Here is a 22125-nt window from a genome sequence, read left to right on the forward strand (position 1 = left end):
CTCTTCCGGCGATCATGGTTGCCAGTGCCAGCCCTCAATGTCCGGCATATCCTCGCCGTGCACGCAGATATAATGTTTGTGCTCGACCAGCCGATCCCGGAAAGATTGGCGGGCATGCGCTGCACTGACACAGAGGTCGGGCACGCGATCGATCACATCCATCGCGAGATGAAAACGATCGAGTTGATTACGCACCACCATATCGAAGGGCGTCGTGGTGGTGCCCTCCTCAATGAATCCATGCACATGAAAATGGGCGTGGTTGCTCCGACTATAAATGAGCCGCTGGACCAGATGAGGGTAACCATGGAAGGCGAAGATGACTGGACGATCATTCGTGAAGAGCGCGTCGAATGCAGCGTCGGTCAGCCCGTGAGGGTGTTCGAAATGAGGTTGAAGCGTCATCAGGTCGACGACATTCACCACGCGTATCCTGATCTTCGGCAAATGCTCCCGTAACAGCTTGACGGCGGCCAGCGTTTCGAGGGTCGGCACGTCGCCGGCGCAAGCCATCACCACGTCCGGCGCGTTGCAGTCACTATCGGAGCCTGCCCATTCCCATATGCCGATCCCGCTCGCGCAGTGGGTCTCGGCCTGTTCCGCAGTAAGCCATTGCGGTTGAGGCTGTTTGCCGGCAACGATCACATTGATCCGATCGTAGGTTGCGAGGCAATGATCGGCGACCCGCAGCAGGCAGTTCGCGTCAGGCGGCAGATACACGCGGACCACGTCCGCCTGCTTGTTCACGACATGGTCGATAAAGCCCGGATCCTGATGGCTGAAGCCATTGTGGTCCTGGCGCCAGACATGGCTCGACAACAGATAGTTGAAGGATGAAATCGGCCGGCGCCAGTCCAGTGCACGCGACACCTTGAGCCATTTGGCATATTGGTTGAACATAGAATCGACGATGTGGACGAACGCCTCGTAGCAGTTGAACAGGCCGTGGCGCCCGGTAAGAAGATATCCTTCCAGCCAGCCCTGACAAAGGTGCTCGGACAAAACTTCCATCACCCGACCGCTCTGTGCCAGGCTCTCATCATAGGGTTCAATCCGCTCCATCCAGACACGATCAGTTACATCGAACAACGCACCAAGACGATTGGAAGCAGTCTCGTCCGGCCCCATCACCCGGAAGTTTCTTGCATCGGCGTTAAGCCGCATCACTTCGGCAAGATAAGCACCGAGCGCCCGGGTCGCCTCGCCATCAACGTCACCCGGCGCCGGCACCTCGAGGGTAAAATCGCGCCAGTCTGGCCTCTTGAGCACCGTTCGCAACCGACCGCCATTGGCATAAGGTGTTGCTCCCATCCGCTTGTCGCCGGCCGGTGCGAGCGCTCGCAATTCCGATCTCAGCACCCCTTGTTCGTCGAACAATTCCTCGGCGCGATAGCTGCGCATCCAGGTTTCGAGCAGGTGTCGATGCGCCTCGTTTCCCCGGGGGTCGGCGATCGGCACCTGATGCGCGCGCCAGAAGCCTTCGACCTTCTTGCCGTCGACTTCCTTTGGCCCCGTCCAACCCTTGGGGCTACGCAGAATGATCATTGGCCACAGCGGCACGCCCTGCACGCCGTTGCCATGGCGCGCATCGTCCTGGATCGCGCGGATTTGATCGAAAGCGTGGTCCAAGGTGGCGGCCATCGCTTCATGCATCGCCATGGGATCGCTTCCCTCGACAAAGAGGGGGTTGTAGCCGAGGCCCTCGAACAGCCGATGCAACTGCCCGTCCTCCATGCGGCCCATGATTGTCGGGTTGGCGATCTTGTACCCGTTGAGATGCAGGATCGGCAGGACCGCCCCGTCCCGCGCTGGGTCGAGAAACGTGTTGCCGTGCCAGGACGCCGCGAGCGAGCCCGTCTCCGCCTCGCCATCGCCCACCACACAGGCCACCACCAGCGCCGGATTGTCGAAGGCGGCGCCGAAAGCGTGGACAAGGGCGTAACCGAGTTCGCCGCCCTCATGGATCGAACCGGGCGTCTCTGGCGCCGCATGGCTGGGTATTCCGCCGGGAAAGGAAAATTGGCGGAACAGGCGTTTCATGCCTTCCGCATTCTGTTCGATCTCGGGGTAAATTTCCGAATAGGTTCCTTCGAGCCAGGTGTTAGCCACCATTCCCGGTCCGCCGTGTCCAGGCCCGCAGACGTACAGCACATCCGTATCGCGCTGGCGGATCACCCGGTTGAGATGAGCATAAATGAAATTCAAGCCCGGGGTCGTGCCCCAATGACCGAGCAATCGCGGCTTGATATGTTCTGCCGTCAAGGGCGTCCTGAGCAACGGGTTGTCCAGCAGGTAAATCTGGCCAACCGAGAGGTAGTTAGCAGCGCGCCAGTAGCGATCGAGAAGTCCATAATCCTCGACGGCGTCCGCCGCGAGGATACGGTCGTTCAATATGCTCGCCAATGTCGCCTCCGTGGCTAGATGGAGGCCAGTCAGCCAGCCCTAGGCGGGCGCCGCATAAGCAGCCTCATTCGGATACTGGCCAGCGGCTGCGCCGAACACCATGCGTATTGCTACGCAATCAGCCAGCAAGACCGAGGTCGCGCGCCTCGCCGCCATTAGAGCAGGCCACGCAGCGTCTTCCGCCAGAGCGACGACTTGGGATCGCGGATTGAAAACCTGCGTAGCTTTGCGGATGGCAATCCTTCTGCCCATCGAGGCAACGACACCAATGAGTTAGTCTGCCAGCACTGGTTTTCCCGGGGCGCACGGCCTTGCGCATACGGAGACAGGCATGCCGAGTTCGCTGAACCCGACCGAGACACACTGTCACATCGTACAGGAGGAAGGATTGAGCAAAAAACACGCGGAACAGCATCTCGTGGACCGGATCGGTTGGCTGCGCGCAGCCGTGCTCGGTGCCAATGACGGGATCGTATCGGTAGGCAGCCTGATCATCGGCGTTGCTGCGGCTGCAACGGGCCGCAAGGAAATCCTGGTCGCCGGCTGTGCTGCATGGATTGCAGGTTCGATGTCCATGGCAGCCGGCGAATATGTATCGGTCAGTTCACAAGCGGACGCCGAAGCGGCTGCCCTTACCCAGGAGCGTTCGGAGCTCCAGGCTCATCCGGTGGCGGAGCTTCGCGAGTTGGCCGGCATCTACGTGTCGCGCGGGCTAGACCGGGATCTGGCCGATCAGGTCGCTAAACAACTGATGAGAAACGACGCGCTTGGTGCGCACGCTCGCGACGAGTTGGGCATTTCTCCGGTGCTGACCGCAAGACCGATTCAGGCTGCGATAACATCAGCCGCGACCTACACCGCAGGTGCCTTACCTCCCCTCGCTCTAGCGCTTCTCGCGCCGACACCACTGGTGGTGCCGGCGGTTGCCGCCGTCTCGATCATACTATTGATCGTCCTCGGCATGGTAGGGGCAAAAGAGGGCGGAGCAAATCCCGCTCGCGCGGTTGTGCGCGTTACTTTCTGGGGGGTATCGGCGATGTTGGTGACCGCCGGCATTGGGCGACTGCTCGGCACGATTATCTAGGTCCCCATATGCTCCGCAGGATCGCTAAGAAGGCCTACTAAAAATTATCGCCGGATGAGCTACTATCAACGGCCAGTGCTGACCGGGTTGACCAGCGGCAAGATCGGCATGGTCGGGAATGTGCCATGTTCGCGCGGTTCTGCGTGTACATCACCAGTCACAACCTCTGTCTCCGGATCCAACACCAAATGCCGCTGGCCTAGCGAATGCAGCGCGGGCCGATGCGTAACGAGAATTAAGCCCGCGCCAGTGCGTGAGAGCCAGCGATCGAGATTCGCGCGCAACGCCGCCTCGGTTCTCGGATCCAGCCCCTCACTCGGCTCGTCGAGCAACAGCCAGGGGCGTTCCGCCAGCAGTGCGCGCGCGATCGAGAGCCGTTTGCGCTGCCCACCCGACAGTTGCACGCCATTGTCACCGATCCAGGTCAGTAGCCCCTGAGGCATGGCGCGCACGTCCCCATCGAGACAGGCAGCCTCAAGTGCGGCCCAAAGCGCCTCCTCGGTGAGCCCCGAACGCGCAAGCCTGAGATTGTCCGCAACCGTTCCAGCAATCATCAGGCCGTCCTGCGGCGCAAGCGCGAACAGATCGCGACGTGCGCCCGGGGCCATGTTGGCGACCGGCGCGCCATCGATAATGATCGGCACGCTGCACAATGTGCGCAACCCGGCGAGACATTCGAGCAGGCTCGTCTTGCCTGCGCCCGATCGGCCGGTCACGAGGAGGCGGTCGCCTGCGGTAAGGATGATTTCGGCAGAGGCCTGACCTAGCCGGATATTCGTGCCGGCCGGCGCGCCCCCGAATTTCGCTACTACAGAGGGGCCCATCAAGCTCGCGAGCCTTGTCAGGCTTGCGGCGACGATTGCGTCCCGCCCAACCGAACGCACATAGGCGCCGATCACCTCCATCGCGCCGGCTGCGGAAAGCGCGGCAAGCAGGGTCAGTGCCCGGCCCGTCGTTGAGAAGGCAAGTGTGACTGCAATCGCTAGCGCCGAGCACACCGTAGTCAACGCGGCGAGCATGGCTTCGGCGGCGACAAGCGCCTTTCGGCTGTCGTCCACCTCGCGCGCGAGGCGGTGAAGCCGCCGCTCGACGGCGGGCGCCATGGCATAAGCGGCGATCTCCGGAGAGGCGGAGGCAAATTCGACCATGTCGCGCTTGAGGGTCGCGACAGCTTCCTGAAGGCGATGCGCACGCGTCGGCAGGATAAGCGGCGCGCATGTCTTGGCCACCACGACGATCGTAAGCGTGATCAGCGCCAGCGCGGCAATGGCACCTGCTCCCGCCGGTATCGCGAGCACGAACATGGCGGTGACAGCAGCGATCGCCGCGACCCGAGACGGCTCACGAACGAAGCGGTCCTCAAGGATATCGACGTCCTGCACGAGCGCAGCCGCGACCGTGCCCGACGCCAGCGGCGCGTCGGGCGTCCCAAGCAGGCGCGCAAACAACTTCACCCTGATCGTCGCCATCGCGCCAAGCGCCGCCTGGTGCCCATAAAGCCGCTCGCCATAACGACAGACGGTGCGCAGGATGGCGAGCAGCCGGATGCCCGCGCTCGGCAAGAGATAATTGAAAGCCTGAACCGCAAGGATACCGGCAGCACCGGCCAGTGCCGCGCCGGTGATGAACCAGCCGGCGATGCCTAGCAGTAGGATTCCCGTTGTCGCGGCGGCCGCCGCGCACAGCCTGGAAAGACGCTGCGCTGCCGCATGTGGACGCAGCGCCTCCGCGCACAGCAGATCGAGCTCCTCGCGCTTCACCCCAGCACCACATGATGGTCAGCACGAGCGCACAGATTTCGGTCATGCGTCGCGAGAAGGATCGTTGCGCGGCCGCCCATCCCGCCGATCGTTTCTATCACGCCCGCTGCCGCGACGGCGTCGAGATCCGCGGTCGGCTCGTCCAACAGCCACAGCGGCGCATCACGCAACAACGCCCGCGCCAAGCCGATCCGACGGCGCTCCCCGCCCGACACCCCGGAGCCGCGCGGGTCGATCATCGTGCCGAAGCCGTCCGCGCGGGAAGCAAGCAACGCGCCAAGACCAGCCTGTCGCGCGGCGCGGTCGATCTCGTCGTCGCTGGCTTGCGGCCATGCCATCCGGATATTGTCCGCAATGTTTCCTGGAAGCAGCATGGTCGCCTGCCCGGCCCAGCTCACGCAGCCACGCAGATCGCGGACCAACGGCTCGCCATCGAGCGATATCCGCCCACCGGCAAGCGGCGCCAGCCCGAGCAGAGCGTGGAGCAGGCTCGATTTACCGCAGCCCGTCTCGCCGGACAAAACGGTGGTCCGGCCGCGCGGAACGTCAAAGCTGAAAGGGCCTACCCGACGCTCACCATAATCGATGACCACCTGCTCAAAAGCCAGCGCGGGCGGCCGCGCGAATTGCGCAGGCGAAGGCGCCGGGCGTTCGGGAGCCTTCAGCGCATTCAGTCGCTCCATCGCAGCTTCGCCCAACTGCTTGTCATGATAGGCCGCCGCCAGTCGCCGCATGGGCAGATAGAATTCCGGAGCGAGAATCAGCACGTACAGCGCGCGGCCAAGATCGAGCTGTTCGGGGGCATGAAAGGGCAGCAGCCCCAACAAGCTGAAGCCGCAGTAAACAGCGACGAGCGCAACCGAAAGTGCGGCGAAAAATTCGATCACCGCGCCCGACAGGAAGGCGATACGCAGCACGGTTATGGTCCGCGCCGCGACATCCCGCGTGGTCTTGTCGAGCTGGCGGGTGATCCTTTCCTCGGCACCAAAGGCGACAATGACCGGCATCGCCCGCACGCGATCGACAAACAGTCCGGACAGCCGGCCCAGTGCCGCAAGTTGACGGGCAGCGGCGCGGCGGGTGGCGGAACCGGCCAGCGCCATGCCGATCGCGAACGGGATCAGCGTCACCAGCATGATCAGCGCCGCGACCCAGCTCGCCGGAGCGGCCGCCGCCGCGATCAACAGCGGCGTCACCACCGCCGCGTGGCGCAACGGCAGGAATCGCGCGTGATAGCCATCAAGGCTTTCGATACGATCGGTAGCATCGGCGATCTGCTCACCGAGCATGTGCCGAGAGCCGGCCGACGCAGTCAGAACCGTCGGGAATATCCGGGCGCGCCAGGTATTTTTGGCGGCGGCTGCGGTATCCTGTCCCCGCGTCGCCGCGCGGTATTCCACTATCGCCCGCGCAATTCCCGCCGCAACGATGCCGGCAAGGGCCATTACGTATATTCCGCAATACCGCGCGCTGACCGAAGCAGTGATAGCGATCGCGGCCGCCAGAGCTATCGCAACGACGCCATCGAACAGCCAGGGAGACAAGAGGTGGGACCGTGCCATGCCTGTTTGCCTAATATCCATTGAACACACGCACAATTGGCATCATTGTTTATTGTTGGAAGAGAACCGAGTCACGCACTCGGACGGCCTGAAAAAATTGCAGGGAGTGCATCGACATGGTCGACATGGCTGTCATTGAGCTTTCACGGCTCCAGTTCGCGCTGACTGCACTCTATCATTTCCTGTTCGTGCCACTGACGCTCGGCCTATCCTTCATGCTGGTCATCATGGAGAGTATCTATGTGATGACCGGACGGCCGATCTGGCGGACGGTAACCCGGTTTTGGAGCAAATTATTCGGCATTAATTTCGTGCTTGGCGTCGCCACCGGCCTGACCATGGAATTCGAATTCGGCACCAACTGGTCGTATTATTCGCATTATGTGGGCGACATCTTCGGCGCGCCGCTCGCGATCGAGGGACTGATGGCCTTCTTCCTCGAGGCGACCTTTGTCGGGCTGATGTTCTTCGGCTGGGACAAGCTCAGCAAGCGCCAGCATCTCTTCACGACCTTCATGGTCGCGCTGGGATCGAACCTCTCGGCGCTCTGGATCCTCATCGCCAATGGCTGGATGCAGCATCCGGTCGGCGCAGCGTTCAATCCCGCGACGATGCGCATGGAGGTTACGGATTTTGCGGCGGTGCTGTTCAATCCAGTGGCGCAGGCCAAGTTCGTCCATACGGTGAGCGCGGGTTATGTCACCGCCTCGGTGTTCGTGCTCGGCGTATCGTCTTGGTATCTGCTCAAGGGCAAATGGGTCGCGGTCGCCCGCCGCTCCTTTACCGTCGCTGCCGCCTTTGGCCTGGCGTCGTCCCTCTCGGTCGTCGTGCTGGGCGACGAAAGCGGTTACGCGCTTACCGACAACCAGAAAATGAAACTCGCCGCGCTCGAGGCGATGTGGCACACCGAACCAGCTCCCGCAGGAATCGCCATATTTGGCATTCCGAGCCTGGAAGGGCGCCACACACGCTACGAAATCAAGATTCCTTATTTACTGGGCCTGATCTCCACCCGCAGCCTGACCGGCGAAGTTTCCGGCATCACCGAACTTGTCGCCAGGGCGCAGGTGCGGATCGAAGACGGGATTGAGGCTTATGATGCGGTCGAGAAGCTCAAGCTCAACCGCAACGACCTTGCAGCGCGCGAACAGTTCGAACGACACAAGCTCGATCTTGGCTACGCGCTCCTGCTCAAGCGTTACGTCGCCGATCCACGCACCGCCTCGCCTGAGCAGATCGTGCAGGCGGCGTGGTCGACAGTACCCAATGTGCCGGTGATGTTCTGGGTGTTCCGCGTCATGGCAGGGCTCGGTTTCTTCTTTATCGCATTCTTCCTGCTGGCCTTTTACTTCTCGACCGTCCGGCGCTTCGACGCACGCTGGTTTTTGCGCGCCGCCGTATGGATCATTCCGCTGCCATGGCTGGCCATCGAGTTCGGCTGGATATTGGCGGAGATCGGGCGCCAACCATGGGCAATCGATGGCGTGCTGCCGACATTCCTCGGCGCATCTAGCCTCAGCGTGCCGGCATTATGGACCACGATCATCGGCTTCACGCTGATCTACGGCGCGCTCGCGGTGATCGAGATTCGCCTGATGCTCGCGACCATCGGCAAGGGGCCGATCGAGCAACAGGACGTATCGGATGCGGAGTCCCCATCCACCCCTGGCTATGCGCCGCTTCCCGCCGAATAAGGAGCCCCGGACATGGTACCTCCGATCGACTATGAGACGCTTCGCCTGATCTGGTGGGTGCTGATGGGCGTGCTGCTGATCGGTTTCGCGCTGACCGACGGCTTCGACCTCGGCGTTGCCGCACTGCTCCCCTTCGTCGCGCGGGACGATGTGGAGCGCCGCATGGTCATCAACACCATTGGCGCGACCTGGGAAGGCAACCAAGTATGGTTCATCCTCGGCGGCGGCGCGATCTTTGCGGCATGGCCGTTCGTCTATGCGGTGAGCTTTTCGGGCCTTTACCTGGCGATGTTCCTGCTGCTTGCCGCGCTCATTCTGCGGCCCGTCGGGTTCAAATATCGTTCGAAACGCCCCGATCCCGTGTGGCGCAACCGCTGGGACTGGGCATTGTTCGTCGGCGGCCTCGTGCCTGCCCTGGTCTTCGGCGTGGCGGTCGGCAATGTACTGACCGGTATTCCGTTTCGCCTCGATAGCGATTTGCGATCTTTCTACGAGGGTAGCCTGCTCGGTCTTTTCCACCCCTTTGCCTTAGTCGCCGGCCTGTTATCGGTGGCGATGCTGGTGCTCCACGGATCGAGCTGGCTCGCCATCAAGGTCGAGCACGGCGCCGTCCATGATCGGGCTGCCCGTTTCGGCCAATTCGCCGCCATCCTGTCGATCGTGCTATTCGCGGCCGGCGGATTGATGGTAGCGACGACGGGCATGGGTTTTCGCGTGAGCGCTGTCGTTGACACGGCGGGCCCGTCCAATCCACACCTGACCGCGACCGTTGCCGCGGCGGGCGCCTGGCTCGATAATTACCACACCCACCCCTGGATGCTGGTCGCGCCGCTGCTTGGCCTGCTGGGGCCGGTGATCGCGCTGATTGGCATTCGCATGCGGCGCGAAATATTGGCCTTTGGCGGATCCTCACTTAGCGCGTTCGGGATCATTGTAACCGTCGGATTGTCGATGTTTCCTTTCATCTTGCCCAGTTCAATCGACCCGGCCTCGAGTTTGACGGTGTGGAACGCGTCGTCCAGCCAGATGACCCTGTTCATCATGCTGCTGGTGACGTTGATCTTCCTGCCGATCGTGCTGCTCTACACCGCCTGGGCCTATCGCGTGATGTTTGGACGCGTGACGCTCGAGGAGGTCGGCAGCAACCCCGATTTCTACTAGATTGATTTCGGGCCAGATGGAATCATCGCGGAATCGGAACTCACAAAAACAGGACATTTCCCAGACTCAACGAGGTGACGCATGTGGTATTTTAGCTGGATATTGGGGCTCGGCCTCGCCGTCGCCTTCGGCATACTCAATGGAATATGGCACGAATTCCATTCCGATCCGGATGATGACGTGATTTTTTGATCTTGTCTTCAGAATGATGCACGGGGGGGCACGCAGCGTCACTCCGCAATCTTGAAAAATTGATTCTAAACGTAGGTTCTGACAACCCCGCTTTATGATAATCTAGATACGATCTTGATCCATTGACCTGCTCCTGACCTGATGCTGTGGTCGGCCTTTGCACCAGCGTAGGTGTGCGATGATATGGCCGTTGAGCTAGGTCAAAGGAGCCGTTCGATGTCGCGGGATATTATCACCGTAGATCTCGATCTCGCCAAAAGCGTTTTCCAGGTTCACGCAATCGGCTTGGCGAGTGATCAGCCCCCACCGAGTGATCCACCCCCTTCTGAGTGGTCGAGAATCTTTGTTATTTTGGATCACGAAGGAGATTGGGAATGCCGTTCAAGAAGCACAAGCCGGAGGGGATCATCGCCAAACTGCGTGAAGCGGAGATCGTTTTGGCGCAGGGCACCTAGACCCCTGAGGCATGTCGGCGGATCGCGGTCAGTAAGCAGACCTAATTATCGGAATATGGTGGTCTGAAGACGGACCAGGCGCGGCGGATGAAGGATCTCGACAAGGAGAATGCGCGGTTGCCCGCGACTGGTTGGGCGCTGCGCGCGAGGAGCAGGACGCACCGCTGCTACTGATGGAGGGGTGAGAGGCGCGTTCAGCTACGTGTCACTGCAATTCTCCAATGATTTGGGTGGCCATCTCTGTCTCCCGTGGGGGGCAGATCGGCGCCGCTGGTGGGAAATCACATCGAATTTCCAATCATGGGCGCCAGCACCCGGACGGGTAAGCCATCGGATTATTTTGTTGCACTTCATTACGGATTGGTGACAAGAATATTATAGGTAAAGGTCGTCATCTCGCGCGGCGATGCTTGAGCGAGTTAGCGACGATTGCGAGCGTCGACATGAATCACCGCGCCGGTCCATTGACCGTGGAGGATTGCGACTTGTGCTTCGCCGCCCTTAAAGAGCGTGATCGAAATTGCCTGCGTCTGGTTGCCCGAAACTATAAGACCAAGGAAATTGCCCGGCACCTCGAGCTTTCCGAGCATACGATCAACAAGATCATCTTCGATATCCGCAGCAGTCTCCACGGCGAGTATCGGGGCTCGGTGGCACGCTTGTTCGTAGAATGGGAGACTCGGCAAGAGCAGATTGCCGCAGCGCAGTCCCACCCGCCAAGAGCGCAAGTGCCCGACATCCTCGCACCGCACGATCGCAGCGATCAGGATCGATCGGATGAACCGGTGACGGCGGGGCCGCCCCTCGCCGAGCCGCAGCGATCTTACGTCGTATCGCGCGTCTCCACGCTTGTCCCGCTGCGCGTTGGGGGAAAGCAGGCGAACCACCTGCCGCCGAGGGAAACGCTCGTTACGATCGCAGTCCTCGCCGCAGCGGCGTTAGTGGCACTGGGGTCCGCCGTATCGCTGCTCACCAGTTTGAGCGGGCTGCTGCGCTAATCGCTGCAAGTTTCCCGTAAGAGTCGATGAACACCGAGGCGGTCGATCACGCGGACAACCAAGCCGGCCGCGACGATTTCCACGGTGGACGCGCCAAAAAATGCGCCAACTGTCTGATCTTATTGGTATATTTATAGACCTATTTCTTAGGCCTTCCCGATCCCAGCAATTGCGCCTCTCCTCGCTCCATCGATGGCCACACGGACGCACCGGTCATGCAGAGAAGCGAACGTATGGCGCTAAGCCGACCAACGCCTCCCCGCTCCCGGTTCGCCCAAAACGGGTGGGAGAAGCGCCAATGACCTGAATTCCAGGAAAGCTTTGATCGCGACCGCGATCGCAACCGGCCCGGCTCCGCCGATGTCGGTTCCATCATTCGCTGCTCTGGGCTGAACAGCCCACATCATCGGAGCGGCCATCCTGTCATTATCCAGCAAAAGGCCCGCTTTTTTTTCGAAAGCGGGAATAGGAAAACTATGCGTGCTCAACGCCAAGCCATTGCCCGCACCGTTGCCGAGCGCCTCTTCGCAGCTGAGGAGGCCCTCGACGTCGCGGCGACGCGGATCGCCGAACTCAATGCCGCCCTGCCTCTCGCCCGACTGAACGTCGGCCTTTCGGCCGTCGTCGGACAGGACGCACTCAACAGTTCAGCGTCCGCGGTAAAACTCATCGCCAAAACCCGCGCGAAAATCGTCGCGACGCATACCAATCTCAAACAGGCCAGCGACGATATCGGCCTCGCCGAAGTCAGCTATGGCGACCTTATCAAACCCAACAAGGCCGCGCTGGAACCCCACGCGCCGCACCTGCGTGCCGCATGAGACCTGCGGTCCGAGCGGTTGACTAGCTCGACAGTTCTTGTTTCGATAACGTCATGACGAGACAGATCGCGTTCCTGGTGCTGCTGGTTGTCAGCACCCTTTATGCGGTGCTGCGAGGCGGTCGCCCTGAGCAAATCGGGGCGGCCACCCTGTTCGCTGGCGCCTGGATCAGCACTCTCGTCGTGCACCCGCTGGGCCTGCGCTTCTTTCATATCGAGAGCGGCGTCCTTGTGACCGATGTAGCTATATTGGGTGTTTTCCTATGGCTTTCCGTTCGATGTACGCGTTTCTGGCCAATCTGGATCGCCGCGATGCTGACTGCGGAGGTAATCGTCCACATCGGCTTGGTCATTGCGCCGAGTGTCCCTTGGAAGGCTTACATGGATGCGACAGCGCTATGGGGCTGGATCGCGCAATTGATGCTGATCGTTGCGACATGGCGAACGAAGCGCCGGCAGATGGATCTGGGTGCCGACGCGCCCTGGAAGCCCTGATCGGGCTGACCCGCCCCGATTGTGCGCGGGAGCTTTCAGGTCGGCTGATAGAGCGTTTCGGATCGTTCGGCGAAGTGATTTCCGCGCACGCCGCAGATCGGGCGCCGGTCCTCGATCAACTGCCAGAGATCGAGCAGATGCTGCAATCTGTCCAACTGGCGCTGATTCATATGTTGAGCGACCAATTCGCGCGCCGCCCGGTGCTGTCCAGCGATCAGGCGGTCCTCGATTATCTTCGATGCCGCATGGCCTATGAACCGGTCGAGCGATTTCGCGTGCTGTTTCTCAACGCGGCGAACGAGCTACTCGCTGACGAAATCATGGGCGTCGGTACCGTATCGTCGGTTCACGCCTATCCGCGCGAGATATTGAAACGCTGCCTCGAGCTTGGTGCCACCGCGCTCCTGCTCGTGCACAATCATCCCTCCGGCAATCCCGCGCCCTCGAAGGCGGATCTCGATCTGACCGATCGCATCGCAAGCGCGGCCCGCTGGTTCGACGTCGTCCTCCACGATCACCTCGTGGTGGCAAAACATGGTTGGACCAGTTTCCGTAAGGCCGGGTATCTATGAGCTCGCCTGCGGATAGCGTTGCCCTTAGCGGGAGCGAGCAAATCCATTCGGACCGCGACTTGGTCGAGGGCGATGGCCAAGTTGCGGCGACCGATCATCACCCCGGTACGCCCAGACTGGAAATTCTCGTTGCGCGGATCGCCGCCTGCGGTTCGCTCCTCCGGCTATGCCATGACGACGCTCGCAGCCTAGGCACTTCGCCCCAATGAACGCGCCCAACGCCCCGGATGATTTTCCTGCCTCGCTTCGCGCTGCCGCATGCCGCGGGCTGATGCGCCTTGATGCTGTGATGGAGCGAAATATCGGCAAAGCGCTTTCAACGCGCCCATATTGGATGTTCCTGCTTGAGCTATATCTCGCGGAATTCGAAGGCAGGACGATGTTTCAATCGTGCCTGGTTACCGAGGGAGCGCCCGCCAACACGCATCGCCGCGCTGCAAAGCTAGCCGATATGGGCATATTGATCCGCGAACCGGATCCGGATGACCATCGAAGGGTGGATCTTAAGTTGACGCCGGCGACCAGAGCCATGCTTGAGCATGCGCTCAATGCGACGGTCACGCTCTATCGCGCGATGGCCCGCGAGTTGCTCCCAGACTCAGAAATCGAGTATGGCTTGTTGGATCACGCCGAAACATGGTACAAAAGACTATTCAGTACCAAATACGAGCATAGTGCCATGAACATCCTTCGCGGCAAGGTTATAGCTGGCGGGCGTATCGCGCTGCCCGCCGACGTGCGCCGTTCGCTTGGACTCCAGAACGGCGACACTGTCCTGTTTGAAATTGAGGGTGATGAGCTTCGTATTCGTCCCGCCCGTTCCGCGCTTCGACGGGTGCAGGAGCGACTGCGCGCCTTCGCGCCGAATGAAGGGCTGGTGTCGGACGAACTGATTGCTGAACGTCGGGCCGAGGCTTCGCGTGACTGAGAGATCGGCCGATCAAACCTATGTCCTCGACGCGTCGGCATTACTCTGTTTGCTTTTCGGGGAACCGGGGGCCGAGCAGGTCGAAGCGCGCCTGACCCGGGCGCTGGTGTCGGCTGTGAATTACCATGAGGTGTTCGCAAAGCTCACCGATCGCGGTGTCGAACCAGACGAGGCGAAGGCGATGCTGGCGGAACTCGATATCGACATCATTCCGGTTGACCGCGATCAGGCTGATGCTGGCGGGGCGCTACGGCCCACCACACGTGCATTGGGCCTGTCCCTCGGCGATCGCACCTGCCTCGCGCTGGCCCAGACACGCAATGCCGTGGCGGTGACCGCTGACCAGGTCTGGAAAAAGGTCGATCTTGGCGTTGAAATCGAGGTGGTTCGATGATGATCAAAATCACCGATGCACAGCAGAAGATCGCGGATTTATCGCATGCGGACTGACATCACCCATCTTCCCGCCACCAAACAGCGTGAACTCGAACGTGTCGTCGAGATTCTGTTTCAGGGGCTGCGCGAAGCGACGCAAAATGCGACAGGATCGCGGAAATCAGCGCGTATCCTCAAGGTCATCCTGTTCGGATCATATGCGCGCGGTGATTGGGTCGACGCCCCCTTCGATCCCAACCAGTTCACCTCCGATTATGACATCCTCGTCATCGTCAACCAAACGGAACTGACCGATCGCGCGGGATATTGGGAGCAGACCGAACAGCGGCTGCTTGATGCCTACCACGTCGAGAAGATCATCCGCACGCCGGTAAATTTCATCGTCCACTCGCTTCAGCAGGTCAACGACGGCCTCGCCCACGGGCGCCTTCTCTTCATGGAGATCGCGAAGGATGGCGTGATCCTTTACCAGTCCGATGATCGGTTGCTCGCGGAGCCCAAGCCCAAGACGCCCATGCAGGCGTATCTGACGGCAAAGGACTATTTCGAAGACAAATTCCCCGCCGCGATGAGATGGTACCGGATAGCAGAACTGGCGGAAGGTGAAGGCTTTTTCAGCAACACCGCCTACCTTCTCCATCAGGCCACCGAAAATCTGTATAAATGCGCCTTGCTGACGCTGACCTTCTACGCCCCGCGCAACCCCAACATTCTCTTTCTCCGAGGGATGGCCGAAGGCCTCGACCGAAGGCTCTTCAATGCCTGGCCTCGTGGTACGCACGCCGAGCGCGCCATGTACCAGAAACTCAAGGAAGCCTATCGCAAGGGACAGCATTCGAGGCATTTCGACATTTCGCCTGAAGAACTCGACTGGCTCCGGAGAAAAATTCAAATACTTGGGGAAATCGTACATGAGGTTTGCACCGACCGCATCGCGTTGCTGAAAGTAGCGGCCGAGAGCACGCCGAAACCAGCCTGATAACCGCAGGGTTGAACCGGCCTCCCTTTGACGACATAAACGTGACAGCGGGCTGGAATGCTGGCAGCCGCCCGCAGGATTGTCCTGTCAGGTATCTCGAAGCTCGACATACGGGTCGAGTAACCGGCCCCTCCTTGTTGGAGGCGCATGGTCCACCTCACAAAGCTAACCCGGCCAACCCGGGAACGGTATCTGCCGCCCTGTGAGGAACAGTGGGCCCATGTCTCCACCGATCAATCCGCGTGATCAGGAACTCACGCAAGCTCATTTAGATGACGTCAGCACCAATGGTCTTGAAAACTCTGACGATCGCGGCCGCTTCTCGCTGGAAAAGATATATCGCAGCGAAGCGAAAGGCCTTTCCGCGTATTTTGGCCGTCGTCTTCGCGGCGACGATGAAGCCTCCGACTATGTCCACGAAGCGTTCGCCCGCCTCGCCCGCCACATGTCTCGGCATTCGATACTGGATCCCGGCCACTATCTCCGGCGGATCGCCCGAAACCTTCTCTTCGAACGAACACGACGCCTTCGAACGCGCACCGCGTGGCTTGCCGTGCCCCTGGGTCCCGAACATGAGCCATCGATCGCGCCTGACCAATCGTTTCGTATCGAGCTGGATGACGTGCTGAAAACCTATCGCCGCGTACTGGAAGAGCTCCCCGACAAGACGCGGCAAGTGTTTCTGCTTCATCGCGTCGACGAACTCACCTACAAGGAAATCGGGGAACAGTTGGGGATCAGCATCCCGACGGTGCAATATCATGTGGCGCGTGCGCTCGCGCATATCGACGCCGCACTGGGGCAGGAATGAGCGAGGAAGCCGTACCAACACCGTCACCCAACCAACTTCGTGAGGAAGCAGCCGAGTGGTTCGCGATCATGCGCGGGCCGGAAGCCGATGTGCGTAGGGACGACTTCAACAAATGGCTTGCTCGCGGGGCGCTGCACATGCGCGCGTACAACAGCGTCGCCGAGACCTTCAACCTCGGCAAGTTGCTCAAGGACGCCCCATCGCCTTCCGCTGACGGGGCAAATGCGCAACGGCCGGCCGCTGATAATGGTGGAAAGCCTTCCCAGGGCAAGCTCCTGATCGGCCTGCTCGCGGCAGGCTGCATCGGGATTTCTGCGGTCGCCCTGACCACGCATCTGGCCGGCAGGGCCGGATCGCAGGCAGCGGATGCCACTGCCGAAGGTGAAGTCGAAAGACAGTATGCGACGGGGGTTGGCGAAATCCGCAATGTCGCGCTGTCCGATGGGTCGCGGCTCGCGCTGGACACGAACACGTTGGTGGTCGCGTCGTACAATTCTCGCGAGCGTGGTCTTCGCCTGATGAATGGACGCGCGCGCTTCTATGTCGCGCACGAAGCCCGCCCGTTTCTCGTTCGCGCCGACACGACCGTGGTGAAGGGCGGCGGGACAATATTCGACGTCGCCTTGCTTTCGACCCGCCGCGTCGCGATTCACCTGGTTCAGGGCGCTATCGACGTGCACAGCCAGCCGGATTCCAGCCTCCGGCCGGCCGGCGCCGCGCGCACCCTTCCAGCAATATTCACGCGAATGAAAGTCGGCGAACGGCTGCTCGTGGATTCCGATCGCGATACGCCTCAGCCCGGCGTTCCGGTCGGCGACGAAAATTGGCCGGAGGGTGTGGAAGCCTTCAACGACGTTCCCCTGTCCCAGTTGCTGGACGCCGCAAATCGATACACCAGGAAGCCCATATCGGTCGCGACCGCTGAGATTGGTGCCCTGCGTGTTTCAGGAACCTTCCACCTGCGAGACACCCCACGGATCGCGGAGAAGGTCGCCGATCTTCTGGTGCTTGCCGTAACATATGAGGATAGCGGCTATACGCTTGGCCGGCGCTGCGTGCCGAATATCGGCATTCGATGCCGGCCGCCCTCATAATTCCCCCGATCGCCGCATCCATCCTCCCGAGTACCGCGCAGCTATGGCGCGGCCCAAAGGGGGATGGACATGGATACCTATACGCGTTGGCACCTCTGCATCGCGACGTCGCTGATCGCCTTCACTGCCGCTAATCCCGCTGCTTGCCAGCAAGCCGCAGCGCGCGAATACCATCTGCCAAGTCAGAACCTCGCGACCTCGCTGCTCGCGATCGGCCAGCAGTCCAACACCGAAATCCTGTTTCAGCCCAAGGATGTGCGGCACATCACCGCGCCCGCGCTGAATGGCCGATTTTCTCCCGAAGATGCGGTTCGCGCTATTGTCGCGCCCGCTGGTCTGCGTGTCGACATCGAGAACGGCAGCATATTCGTGCGCGCGCAAACCACGGGTGGTGATCAGGGTGATCAGGGTGAGGTTGTCGTCACCGGTACGCGGCTGCGCGGTGCGCCGATCGCCTCCCCCCTCATCAGCCTGACGCAGCGCCAGATAATCGATTCAGGCCAGGTAAGCCTCGGCGATGTCGTGCGAACAATCCCGCAGAATTTCGGGGGAGCGCAAAACCCTGGCGCCAACATCACGACGCCTGAGAAAAAGGGAAACTATATCGGATCCGGGTCCGCGATAGATTTGCGTGGCCTTGGCGGCGACGCGACCCTGACGCTGCTCAATGGGCATCGCCTCGCCTATAGCGGCGCTTATCAGGCGATAGACATCTCCGCGATCCCGATTGCCGCGCTCGACAGGATCGAAATTGTCGCCGACGGCGCCTCCGCGCTCTACGGGTCCGACGCGGTCGCAGGCGTCGCGAACATCATCCTGAAGCGCGATTTTCAAGGCCTCAGCACCTCGGCCCGATTTGGCGCCTCCACTGACGGCGGCAATCAGCAACAGGAATATAACGCGGTCGGGGGGACCATCTGGAACAGCGGCGGTCTCATGCTGGCGTACGATTTCTCGCACAACACGCCGCTTGTTGCGAGCCAGCGCGGCTATACAGCCACTACGTCGCCGGGGCTCACGCTTTTGCCAAGCCTGACCCAGCATAATGTCATCTTCACCGGACATCAGGCGCTATTGCCCTCGGTCGAATTCGACATCGACGCCTTCTACAATCACCGCTTCAGCGCGCGAGGCTATGCGCTTACCGCTGCCGGCGATCCCGCGACGAACGGCGCCATCCTGTCGTTTCGCAGCCGCTCGCTGTCGATCGCCCCTTCGCTCAAATTCGATCTCGGATCGGGATGGGAAGCCAAGATCGCCGGCGTTTATAGTGAGGACAGCAGCTATTATACGTTCGACCAGGCCTATGGCGGGATCCATTCGCTTACCGCGGGTTGCTATTGCAACGATATCAAGAGCATCGAAGCGTCAGTGGACGGCGATCTGGTCCACTTGCCCGCCGGGGCGATCAAGCTCGCAGTCGGCACCGGCTATCGCTCGATTGGCTATCACGGATATCGGACCTCGGGAGATATCCAGAATATTGACGTTTCGCAGGGCGCCTATTTCGCTTTTGGCGAGATGAGCATCCCGGTGGTGTCGCCCGCTCAACACATTCACGGAATCGACAAACTCAATCTCACCGCCGCCCTCAGATATGAAAATTATGCGGGGGTCGCGAGCGTCGCGACGCCGAAATTCGGGATAATCTATTCTCCGGCAGACCTGCTCGACATCAAGGCATCATGGGGAAAATCGTTCAAGGCGCCGACATTCTTCGAGCGTTACTCGTTCCAATATGCTGATGTGTACAATGCCGGAACGCTTGGCGGCACCGGGCTTCCGCCCACGGCTTCGGTTCTCTTATTGAACGGCGGAAATCCGGACCTGAAGCCGGAAAGAGCAACCACCTGGACCATCACCGCCGCGCTGCATCCACCTGCGCTCAAGGGGCTGTCGGTGGAAATCAGCTACTTCAACGTCCAATATGACCAGCGCATCGTCGCGCCGATCGCTTATATCACCCAGGCGCTGAGCGACCCGCAATATCGCAGCTTCGTCAACAATGCGCCGACGACCGCCGACGTCGCCCAGGCCATCGGAAGCCGTATTTTCACCAACTATACCGGGGGCGCCTATGACCCGGCGAACGTCGCGGCGATCGTCTATGACGGCAACGTCAATGCAGCGAGCCAGTCGATCCACGGCGTCGATATCAGCGCGAAATATAGTCTCGCCACAAGAATGGGCGGCCGAATTCAGCTGACGGCGGATGGATCGTATTTGGACAGCAGTCAGCGCCTGACCGCCGATCTGGCACCCGTCCAACTTGCCGGCACCGTCTTCAATCCCGCCCATTTCCGCGGCCGGGTCGGCGCAAGCTGGGATCAAGGCGGGCTTACGTTGACATCCTATGTCAATTACACCGGGCCGGTCGATGACACGCGCATCGGCCTTGTCGGGCGCGCCGGCCCGATGACAACGCTCGATCTCTCCGCCCGCTATCGGTTCGGCGAGCGATCAGGGCTTTTCCACGGGTTCGACATCTCGCTTTCCGCGCTCAACCTGCTCAACGCGAGTCCGAAGGCGATCAAGACCACCGGCGTGTACGACACACCCTATGACCCGCTGAACTATTCGCCGGTTGGTCGCTTCCTCAACCTCGCCATCACGAAGCAATGGTGATGGACTGGGCACGTTCACGCCGCTCGGGCACTGCGGCCGCAATGCTGGCCTGCGGCCTGCCGGGCCTCGCCGGTGCGGTAACTGCGGCACCGCAACCGACCATCACCGATCTCGTCGAAACGAAGCAGATCGACAGCCTGTCAGTGTCACCGGACGGAACTTGGGTGGCCTTCCGTGTCATCGCCCGTTCGGTCGCCAGCAATAATGTCACCGGCCAATGGTATATCCAGCGTATCTCCGGGGCGGGAATGCCAATGCCCATGGGCCATGCTTTCACGCCGAGCGTGATACCGCTGATGGGCATCCCCAAAGATGGTGTCAGTCAATGGGCGCCGGATTCCGCGGCGCTTTATACGCTCGTAGAGTCGAGCGCCGGGGTTCAGGTCCATCGACTGACGACGGACAAGGACATCGCGGTGACCTCGGATGCCGCCGATGTAGAGGCGTTCACCTTGTCGGCCGACGGCCGTGCGCTTTCCTATCAGGTCCGCAACCCGCGAGCGGAAATCGAGCGCGATCAGATCGCGGAAAAGACGCAAGGCATTCATCTTGACCGCTCCATCATCACCGACGGACTGCCCCTCACCGACAATTTTCGGATTGGCGGCCGGACGACAACGCTCCGGCGCGTCGGCGACGAAGTGGTGGACGAAGCCTGGCGCGGCGATCTGCGTCAAAAGGAGGTGCAGCTCGACAATGTTCCGGTCACGAGCATAACCGGGCCAGCCAGCGCCACGCCATCTTCCGTCCGGTCCGTCCAGACGCGTGATGCGATGTCGGGATCGGCGCTGCTGCCGCTCGGATCGAGCGGCAGCGGGATCATCCTGCGCCAGTTGGTGAAAGCCAATCCGGACGGCCCGTTCGGCACCTATCGGGTCGAAGCGCAGCTTCCGGACGGACGAAATGTCGTCTGCGACGCCGCCTTCTGCACAGGATCGCCAACATCCCTCAGACAGGTTACCTTCAATGCGCGAGGGACAGAGATCGTCCTGTTATCCGAACCCGATTTCCGCGGACGCACGGCGATCGAAGCATGGAACCCCCGGACGGGCAAAACGCGAACCATCAGACCCGAAAAGGGCGCGCTTGATGGAGGATCAATCTACAGCGGTCGCGGATGTGAAGTCACCGACAAGTATCTGCTGTGTGTCGAGTCCGGCCCAACCCGCCCGCCCCGGCTGCTTCGGATCGATCTCGATGACGGGAGCGAGCGCGTTCTTGCCGACCCGAATACCGGCCTGGCATCGAAGCACTTCCCGCGCACGCAATTGATCGAATGGAAGGATGGAGCGGGACGCCCCTGGAACGGCATTCTCGTGCTGCCGGACGGCGCTCCGCGCGAACGCCCTCCACTCGTCATCACGACATATCGCTGCAGGGGCTTTCTGCAGGGTGGCACGGCGTGGCTCGCGCCCGAATTCATCCTGGCCCAACAGGGCATTGCCGCGCTTTGCATGAACACGAACAACGATATTTTCGCCCAGCGCGACGCGCGCAATCGCATCATCCCGATGCAGCCTTACAAAGACATATTGGCGGCCTATCGGATCGTGATCGATGACCTCGCGTCGCGTGGCATGATCGACGACAAGAGGGTCGGAATTTCGGGCCACAGCTTCAGCGCCAACGCTGCGACATATGCGGTGAGCCATTCCCGTCTTTTTCGTGCCGCCGTGATCGGTTCGGGTCCGACCATCGATCCGGGGACCTATTCGATTGTCGCACCGGCGGCGGATTCGTGGCGCAAGGCGGTCTATGAAGTGATCGGGTTACCGAAGCCGTTGGACGACCCCGACCATATCTGGGAAAAGACCTCACCCGCGCTCAATGCGCATGCGGTCGATGCCGCGATCCTCATGCAGCCACCTGAAAGCGAATATCTTTTCTGTCTGCAGCAATATGCCTTCCTGCAGGACGCGGGGAAAGACGTCGATATGTTCGTCTATCCGTCGGAAGGGCATATGGCGAGCGGTCAGCCGATCCACCAATATTGGCGCAACAAGCGCTCGGTCGACTGGTTTATCCGATGGCTGACCCCCACCGCCAGGCCGGGCACGCCGTAACGACGGCATTGCGCACAAGCGGAACGAGGCCTC

At 60.9% G+C, this 22125-nt stretch carries 18 protein-coding genes and 1 pseudogene; 16 read left to right on the top strand and 3 right to left on the bottom strand.

Features of this window, described 5'->3' with window-relative positions:
• Positions 1-12: 12 nt before the first annotated feature.
• On the bottom strand, positions 13-2391 hold the full coding sequence (locus tag P0Y64_18290; GenBank protein ID WEK43240.1) for a phosphoketolase family protein: 2379 nt from the start codon (positions 2389-2391) through the stop codon (positions 13-15).
• Between the two features lie 343 nt (positions 2392-2734).
• On the opposite strand from P0Y64_18290, the gene P0Y64_18295 reads away from it, so the two are divergent.
• Positions 2735-3487, top strand: coding sequence for a VIT family protein (locus P0Y64_18295; GenBank protein ID WEK43241.1), 753 nt, complete (start codon positions 2735-2737; stop codon positions 3485-3487).
• Positions 3488-3552: 65 nt separating this feature from the next.
• On the opposite strand, the gene P0Y64_18300 is transcribed toward P0Y64_18295, so the two are convergent.
• The gene (locus P0Y64_18300) at positions 3553-5247 is read right to left on the bottom strand and encodes an ATP-binding cassette domain-containing protein (protein ID WEK43242.1); all 1695 of its coding nucleotides are present in this window, start codon (positions 5245-5247) and stop codon (positions 3553-3555) included.
• Complete coding sequence (cydD, locus tag P0Y64_18305; protein ID WEK43243.1) at positions 5244-6809, bottom strand: thiol reductant ABC exporter subunit CydD; 1566 nt, start codon at positions 6807-6809, stop codon at positions 5244-5246. The genes P0Y64_18300 and cydD overlap by 4 nt, the downstream gene beginning before the upstream one ends.
• 116 nt (positions 6810-6925) lie before the next feature.
• On the opposite strand from cydD, the gene P0Y64_18310 reads away from it, so the two are divergent.
• The 15 genes and pseudogenes from P0Y64_18310 to P0Y64_18380 all read left to right on the top strand — a co-directional run bounded on the left by P0Y64_18310 (position 6926) and on the right by P0Y64_18380 (position 22092).
• Complete coding sequence (locus P0Y64_18310) at positions 6926-8503, top strand: cytochrome ubiquinol oxidase subunit I (GenBank protein ID WEK43244.1); 1578 nt, start codon at positions 6926-6928, stop codon at positions 8501-8503.
• Between the two features lie 12 nt (positions 8504-8515).
• A complete protein-coding gene (cydB, locus tag P0Y64_18315; protein ID WEK43245.1) occupies positions 8516-9664 on the top strand; it encodes a cytochrome d ubiquinol oxidase subunit II in 1149 nt (382 codons plus the stop codon).
• Positions 9665-9745: 81 nt separating this feature from the next.
• Complete coding sequence (gene cydX, locus P0Y64_18320; GenBank protein WEK43246.1) at positions 9746-9856, top strand: cytochrome bd-I oxidase subunit CydX; 111 nt, start codon at positions 9746-9748, stop codon at positions 9854-9856.
• A gap of 374 nt (positions 9857-10230) precedes the next feature.
• A pseudogene (locus P0Y64_18325) lies at positions 10231-10431 on the top strand (IS3 family transposase).
• 290 nt (positions 10432-10721) lie between these two features.
• A complete protein-coding gene (locus P0Y64_18330; GenBank protein ID WEK43247.1) occupies positions 10722-11309 on the top strand; it encodes a LuxR C-terminal-related transcriptional regulator in 588 nt (195 codons plus the stop codon).
• A gap of 476 nt (positions 11310-11785) precedes the next feature.
• Complete coding sequence (locus P0Y64_18335) at positions 11786-12130, top strand: hypothetical protein (GenBank protein ID WEK43248.1); 345 nt, start codon at positions 11786-11788, stop codon at positions 12128-12130.
• A 53-nt stretch (positions 12131-12183) separates the two neighbouring features.
• Entirely contained in the window at positions 12184-12624 is a 441-nt protein-coding gene (locus tag P0Y64_18340; GenBank protein WEK43249.1) for a hypothetical protein, read from the top strand.
• Entirely contained in the window at positions 12567-13196 is a 630-nt protein-coding gene (gene radC, locus P0Y64_18345) for a DNA repair protein RadC (GenBank protein ID WEK43250.1), read from the top strand. The genes P0Y64_18340 and radC overlap by 58 nt, the downstream gene beginning before the upstream one ends.
• Before the next feature lie 205 nt (positions 13197-13401).
• On the top strand, positions 13402-14124 hold the full coding sequence (locus P0Y64_18350; GenBank protein WEK43251.1) for an AbrB/MazE/SpoVT family DNA-binding domain-containing protein: 723 nt from the start codon (positions 13402-13404) through the stop codon (positions 14122-14124).
• The gene (locus tag P0Y64_18355; GenBank protein ID WEK43252.1) at positions 14090-14518 is read left to right on the top strand and encodes a type II toxin-antitoxin system VapC family toxin; all 429 of its coding nucleotides are present in this window, start codon (positions 14090-14092) and stop codon (positions 14516-14518) included. Before P0Y64_18350 ends, P0Y64_18355 begins: the two co-directional genes overlap by 35 nt.
• 45 nt (positions 14519-14563) lie before the next feature.
• Positions 14564-15499 (top strand): nucleotidyltransferase domain-containing protein, encoded by a 936-nt coding sequence (locus tag P0Y64_18360; GenBank protein WEK43253.1) that lies wholly within the window; start codon positions 14564-14566, stop codon positions 15497-15499.
• 220 nt (positions 15500-15719) lie between these two features.
• Entirely contained in the window at positions 15720-16310 is a 591-nt protein-coding gene (locus P0Y64_18365) for an RNA polymerase sigma factor (GenBank protein WEK43254.1), read from the top strand.
• A complete protein-coding gene (locus P0Y64_18370) occupies positions 16307-17404 on the top strand; it encodes a FecR domain-containing protein (protein ID WEK43255.1) in 1098 nt (365 codons plus the stop codon). Before P0Y64_18365 ends, P0Y64_18370 begins: the two co-directional genes overlap by 4 nt.
• 69 nt (positions 17405-17473) lie before the next feature.
• On the top strand, positions 17474-20029 hold the full coding sequence (locus P0Y64_18375; protein ID WEK43256.1) for a TonB-dependent receptor: 2556 nt from the start codon (positions 17474-17476) through the stop codon (positions 20027-20029).
• Positions 20029-22092 (top strand): Atxe2 family lasso peptide isopeptidase, encoded by a 2064-nt coding sequence (locus P0Y64_18380; protein ID WEK43257.1) that lies wholly within the window; start codon positions 20029-20031, stop codon positions 22090-22092. The genes P0Y64_18375 and P0Y64_18380 overlap by 1 nt, the downstream gene beginning before the upstream one ends.
• Positions 22093-22125 lie beyond the last annotated feature (33 nt).

The organism is Candidatus Sphingomonas colombiensis, from assembly GCA_029202845.1.
GTDB classification, from domain to species: domain Bacteria; phylum Pseudomonadota; class Alphaproteobacteria; order Sphingomonadales; family Sphingomonadaceae; genus Sphingomonas; species Sphingomonas colombiensis.

Bases quoted from the DNA above. Each gene is read 5' to 3' on its own strand.
- P0Y64_18295 (WEK43241.1), top strand. From the start codon at position 2,735: ATGCCGAGTTCGCTGAACCCGACCGAGACACACTGTCACATCGTACAG.
- cydD (WEK43243.1), bottom strand. From the start codon at position 6,809: ATGGCACGGTCCCACCTCTTGTCTCCCTGGCTGTTCGATGGCGTCGTT.
- P0Y64_18310 (WEK43244.1), top strand. From the start codon at position 6,926: ATGGTCGACATGGCTGTCATTGAGCTTTCACGGCTCCAGTTCGCGCTG.
- cydB (WEK43245.1), top strand. From the start codon at position 8,516: ATGGTACCTCCGATCGACTATGAGACGCTTCGCCTGATCTGGTGGGTG.
- cydX (WEK43246.1), top strand. From the start codon at position 9,746: ATGTGGTATTTTAGCTGGATATTGGGGCTCGGCCTCGCCGTCGCCTTC.
- P0Y64_18335 (WEK43248.1), top strand. From the start codon at position 11,786: ATGCGTGCTCAACGCCAAGCCATTGCCCGCACCGTTGCCGAGCGCCTC.
- P0Y64_18340 (WEK43249.1), top strand. From the start codon at position 12,184: ATGACGAGACAGATCGCGTTCCTGGTGCTGCTGGTTGTCAGCACCCTT.
- radC (WEK43250.1), top strand. From the start codon at position 12,567: ATGGCGAACGAAGCGCCGGCAGATGGATCTGGGTGCCGACGCGCCCTG.
- P0Y64_18350 (WEK43251.1), top strand. From the start codon at position 13,402: ATGAACGCGCCCAACGCCCCGGATGATTTTCCTGCCTCGCTTCGCGCT.
- P0Y64_18360 (WEK43253.1), top strand. From the start codon at position 14,564: ATGCGGACTGACATCACCCATCTTCCCGCCACCAAACAGCGTGAACTC.
- P0Y64_18365 (WEK43254.1), top strand. From the start codon at position 15,720: ATGTCTCCACCGATCAATCCGCGTGATCAGGAACTCACGCAAGCTCAT.
- P0Y64_18370 (WEK43255.1), top strand. From the start codon at position 16,307: ATGAGCGAGGAAGCCGTACCAACACCGTCACCCAACCAACTTCGTGAG.
- P0Y64_18375 (WEK43256.1), top strand. From the start codon at position 17,474: ATGGATACCTATACGCGTTGGCACCTCTGCATCGCGACGTCGCTGATC.
- P0Y64_18380 (WEK43257.1), top strand. From the start codon at position 20,029: ATGGACTGGGCACGTTCACGCCGCTCGGGCACTGCGGCCGCAATGCTG.